The sequence below is a fragment of the Asanoa ishikariensis genome (assembly GCF_900107455.1).
GTDB classification, from domain to species: Bacteria; Actinomycetota; Actinomycetes; order Mycobacteriales; family Micromonosporaceae; genus Asanoa; species Asanoa ishikariensis.
In genome coordinates this window covers 1-5310 of sequence record NZ_FNQB01000011.1, presented here as the reverse complement: position 1 = coordinate 5310, position 5310 = coordinate 1, and the positions used below count along the sequence as shown (strand labels likewise).

General features: G+C 57.3%; 3 rRNA genes. All 3 read right to left on the bottom strand.

What is annotated here, in order from left to right:
- Nucleotide 1: 1 nt before the first annotated feature.
- The 3 genes from rrf to BLV39_RS42105 all read right to left on the bottom strand — a co-directional run bounded on the left by rrf (nt 2) and on the right by BLV39_RS42105 (nt 5196).
- Nucleotides 2-118 (bottom strand): 5S ribosomal RNA (rrf, locus tag BLV39_RS42115).
- A 94-nt stretch (nt 119-212) separates the two neighbouring features.
- A 23S ribosomal RNA gene (locus BLV39_RS42110) occupies nt 213-3323 on the bottom strand.
- A 357-nt stretch (nt 3324-3680) separates the two neighbouring features.
- Nucleotides 3681-5196, bottom strand: a 16S ribosomal RNA gene (locus tag BLV39_RS42105).
- Together the 16S, 23S and 5S rRNA genes form the textbook arrangement of a ribosomal RNA operon.
- Nucleotides 5197-5310: the final 114 nt, after the last annotated feature.

The window sequence follows — 5310 nt, the reverse complement described above, 5'->3', positions numbered from 1 at the left end:
TGTCCGGCGGTGTCCTACTCTCCCACACCCTCCCGGGTGCAGTACCATCGGCGCTGGAGGGCTTAGCTTCCGGGTTCGGAATGTGACCGGGCGTTTCCCCTCCGCCATGACCGCCGTAACTCTATCGACATATCAAACAACCGATCGCGCCAACCAAGGCAAGCGTGGTGTTTGTTTGTCGGGAGTTGCACAGTGGACGCGTAGCAGCTTTGTAGGTCAAGTCCTCGGCCTATTAGTACAGGTCAACTGAACCCGTTACCGGGCTTACATTTCCTGCCTATCAACCCAGTGGTCTAGCTGGGGGCCTTACCCCACACAAGTGTGGGTGGGATACCTCATCTTGAAGCGAGCTTCCCGCTTAGATGCTTTCAGCGGTTATCCCTTCCGAACGTAGCTAACCAGCCGTGCCCCTGGCGGGACAACTGGCACACCAGAGGTTCGTCCGTCCCGGTCCTCTCGTACTAGGGACAGCCCTTCTCAAGTATCCTACGCGCACGGCGGATAGGGACCGAACTGTCTCACGACGTTCTAAACCCAGCTCGCGTACCGCTTTAATGGGCGAACAGCCCAACCCTTGGGACCTGCTACAGCCCCAGGATGCGACGAGCCGACATCGAGGTGCCAAACCATCCCGTCGATATGGACTCTTGGGGAAGATCAGCCTGTTATCCCCGGGGTACCTTTTATCCGTTGAGCGACACCGCTTCCACATGCCGGTGCCGGATCACTAGTCCCGACTTTCGTCCCTGCTCGACCTGTCAGTCTCACAGTCAAGCTCCCTTGTGCACTTACACTCAACACCTGATTGCCAACCAGGCTGAGGGAACCTTTGGGCGCCTCCGTTACTCTTTAGGAGGCAACCGCCCCAGTTAAACTACCCACCAGACACTGTCCCTGAACCGGATAACGGTCCGAAGTTAGATACCCGAATCAACCAGAGTGGTATTTCAAGATTGCCTCCACCCGTACTGGCGTACGAGCTTCACCGGCTCCCACCTATCCTACACAAATTAACTCAGATACCAATGTCAAGCTATAGTAAAGGTCCCGGGGTCTTTCCGTCCTGCCGCGCGTAACGAGCATCTTTACTCGTAATGCAATTTCGCCGGGCCTGTGGTTGAGACAGTAGGGAAGTCGTTACGCCATTCGTGCAGGTCGGAACTTACCCGACAAGGAATTTCGCTACCTTAGGATGGTTATAGTTACCACCGCCGTTTACTGGCGCTTAAGTTCTCCGCTTCGCCCCGAAGAGCTAACAGGTCCCCTTAACGTTCCAGCACCGGGCAGGCGTCAGTCCATATACATCGAATTACTTCTTCGCATGGACCTGTGTTTTTAGTAAACAGTCGCTTCCCCCTGGTCTCTGCGGCCATACCACGCTCCACAAGCGTGTTGCTTCACGTGTCCGGCCCCCCTTCTCCCGAAGTTACGGGGGTAATTTGCCGAGTTCCTTAACCACAGTTCGCCCGTCGCCTTGGTATTCTCTACCTGACCACCTGTGTCGGTTTGGGGTACGGGCCGCTAAGAACTCGCTAGAGGCTTTTCTCGGCAGCATAGGATCACTGACTTCACCTGAATCGGCTCGGCATCACGTCTCACCCTCTATGCACCACGGATTTGCCTATGGTGCGGGCTACACGCTTACCCCGGCACAACCACCGGCCGGGATCAGCTACCTTCCTGCGTCACCCCATCGCTTGACTACTACCCACCAGGTTCCCACGCTCCCCACCATAAGCCCGAAGGCCGCCGGCGGTTTGGGTGGTTAGCACAGTAAGGTTCATCAGGGACGCTCTTTCGCGGGTACGGGAATATCAACCCGTTGTCCATCGACTACGCCTCTCGGCCTCGCCTTAGGTCCCGACTCACCCAGGGCGGATTAGCCTGGCCCTGGAACCCTTGGTCATCCGGCGGAAGGGTTTCTCACCCTTCTTGCGCTACTCATGCCTGCATTCTCACTCGTACCGCGTCCACAACTCGATCACTCGGCTGCTTCACTCGCGGCACGACGCTCCCCTACCCATCCACACACCTGGACCGTAACCACAAGGGCCACAGCCTGGTTAATATGTGAATGCCACAGCTTCGGCGGTGTACTTGAGCCCCGCTACATTGTCGGCGCGGAACCACTTGACCAGTGAGCTATTACGCACTCTTTAAAGGGTGGCTGCTTCTAAGCCAACCTCCTGGTTGTCTAAGCGACCCCACATCCTTTTCCACTTAGCACACGCTTAGGGGCCTTAGCTGGTGATCTGGGCTGTTTCCCTCTCGACTACGAAGCTTATCCCCCGCAGTCTCACTGCCGCGCTCTCACTTACCGGCATTCGGAGTTTGGCTGATTTCGGTAAGCTTGTAGGCCCCCTAGATCATCCAGTGCTCTACCTCCGGCAAGAAACACGCGACGCTGCACCTAAATGCATTTCGGGGAGAACCAGCTATCACGGAGTTTGATTGGCCTTTCACCCCTAACCACAGGTCATCCCCCAACTTTTCAACGTTGGTGGGTTCGGCCCTCCACGCGGTCTTACCCGCGCTTCAGCCTGCCCATGGCTAGATCACTCCGCTTCGGGTCTAGAACACGCGACTCAACGCCCTATTCGGACTCGCTTTCGCTACGGCTCCCCCACACGGGTTAACCTCGCCACGTGCCACTAACTCGCAGGCTCATTCTTCAAAAGGCACGCCGTCACCCCTAAAGGCTCCGACGGATTGTAGGCGAACGGTTTCAGGTACTATTTCACTCCCCTCCCGGGGTACTTTTCACCATTCCCTCACGGTACTCGTCCGCTATCGGTCACCAGGAAGTATTCAGCCTTACCAGGTGGTCCTGGCAGATTCACGGCAGATTACAGGGGTCCGCCGCTACTCGGGAACAACCACAGAAGACCAGCCACTTTCACCTACCGGACTATCACCGTCTACGGTCGGCCTTTCCAGACCATTCGATTAGCAACTGGTTTTGTAACTTCTTCGATGTGTGTCAGCACATCATGCGGTGTCCCACAACCCCGACCACGCAACCCCTGACAGGTATCACACGCAACCGGTTTAGGCTCAATCCGCTTTCGCTCGCCACTACTCACGGAATCACTATTGTTTTCTCTTCCTACGGGTACTGAGATGTTTCACTTCCCCGCGTTCCCTCCACACACCCTATGTATTCAGGTGCGGGTGACACCACATAACTGGTGCCGGGTTACCCCATTCGGACACCCTGGGATCACAGCTAGGTTGGCAGCTCCCCCAGGCCTATCGCGGCCTCCCACGTCCTTCATCGGCTCCTGGTGCCAAGGCATCCACCGTTCGCCCTTGACAACTTGACCACAAAGATGCTCGCGTCCACTGTGCAATTCTCAACAAACAACCAACCCACAACCCACAGCCCCACACCAAACCAGAACCCACAGGTCCCGCGGTATGTGGAGCCAGGCCATGCCTGGCGATTCGATCCCAGAAAGACAAGCTCAATGCTTGTTCCTTCAGGACCCAACAGGGTGTTTATGCCATCTCCAGCCGCACCAACGAGCTCGTTCCACACCATCCCCGAAAGGACAGCCGTACTAGAGCAATGAGGCCGTTGCCGAAGTTAACTAAGCCAGTGTCTCCGCCATTGAGCACCCCAGACCGTCATTCGCGGCCCGCGGGCTCCTACCCAGCTTTCGCCAGGAGGTGCTCCTTAGAAAGGAGGTGATCCAGCCGCACCTTCCGGTACGGCTACCTTGTTACGACTTCGTCCCAATCGCCAGCCCCACCTTCGACGGCTCCCTCCACAAGGGTTGGGCCACCGGCTTCGGGTGTTGCCGACTTTCGTGACGTGACGGGCGGTGTGTACAAGGCCCGGGAACGTATTCACCGCAGCGTTGCTGATCTGCGATTACTAGCGACTCCGACTTCACGGGGTCGAGTTGCAGACCCCGATCCGAACTGAGACCGGCTTTTTGGGATTCGCTCCACCTTACGGTATCGCAGCCCATTGTACCGGCCATTGTAGCATGCGTGAAGCCCTGGACATAAGGGGCATGATGACTTGACGTCATCCCCACCTTCCTCCGAGTTGACCCCGGCAGTCTTCGATGAGTCCCCGGCATAACCCGCTGGCAACATCGAACGAGGGTTGCGCTCGTTGCGGGACTTAACCCAACATCTCACGACACGAGCTGACGACAGCCATGCACCACCTGTCACCGCCCCCGAAGGACCTCCCATCTCTGGAAGTTTTGCGGTGATGTCAAACCCAGGTAAGGTTCTTCGCGTTGCATCGAATTAATCCGCATGCTCCGCCGCTTGTGCGGGCCCCCGTCAATTCCTTTGAGTTTTAGCCTTGCGGCCGTACTCCCCAGGCGGGGCGCTTAATGCGTTAGCTGCGGCACAGAGAGCCGGAGAGGCCCCCCACACCTAGCGCCCAACGTTTACAGCGTGGACTACCAGGGTATCTAATCCTGTTCGCTCCCCACGCTTTCGCTCCTCAGCGTCAGTATCGGCCCAGAGACCCGCCTTCGCCACCGGTGTTCCTCCTGATATCTGCGCATTTCACCGCTACACCAGGAATTCCAGTCTCCCCTACCGAACTCTAGCCTGCCCGTATCGGCTGCAAGCCCGCAGTTGAGCCACGGGATTTCACAGCCGACGCGACAAGCCGCCTACGAGCTCTTTACGCCCAATAAATCCGGACAACGCTCGCGCCCTACGTCTTACCGCGGCTGCTGGCACGTAGTTGGCCGGCGCTTCTTCTGCAGGTACCGTCACTTTCGCTTCGTCCCTGCTGAAAGAGGTTTACAACCCGAAGGCCGTCATCCCTCACGCGGCGTCGCTGCATCAGGCTTCCGCCCATTGTGCAATATTCCCCACTGCTGCCTCCCGTAGGAGTCTGGGCCGTGTCTCAGTCCCAGTGTGGCCGGTCGCCCTCTCAGGCCGGCTACCCGTCGTCGCCTTGGTAGGCCATCACCCCACCAACAAGCTGATAGGCCGCGAGCCCATCCCAGACCGAAAAACTTTCCACAACCCACCATGCGGTAGACCGTGGATATTCGGTATTAGCCCCCGTTTCCGAGGGTTATCCCAAAGTCCAGGGCAGGTTACTCACGTGTTACTCACCCGTTCGCCGCTCGAGTACCCCGAAGGGCCTTTCCGCTCGACTTGCATGTGTTAAGCACGCCGCCAGCGTTCGTCCTGAGCCAGGATCAAACTCTCCAACAAAAACTTAGTTGAAAAAGCGACCTGGCAACCATTATTAACGGATGCCAAAATCAATCACAATTGGCACTGGCTTATCAAACACCCTGTTGAGTTCTCAAAGAACAAACACACACC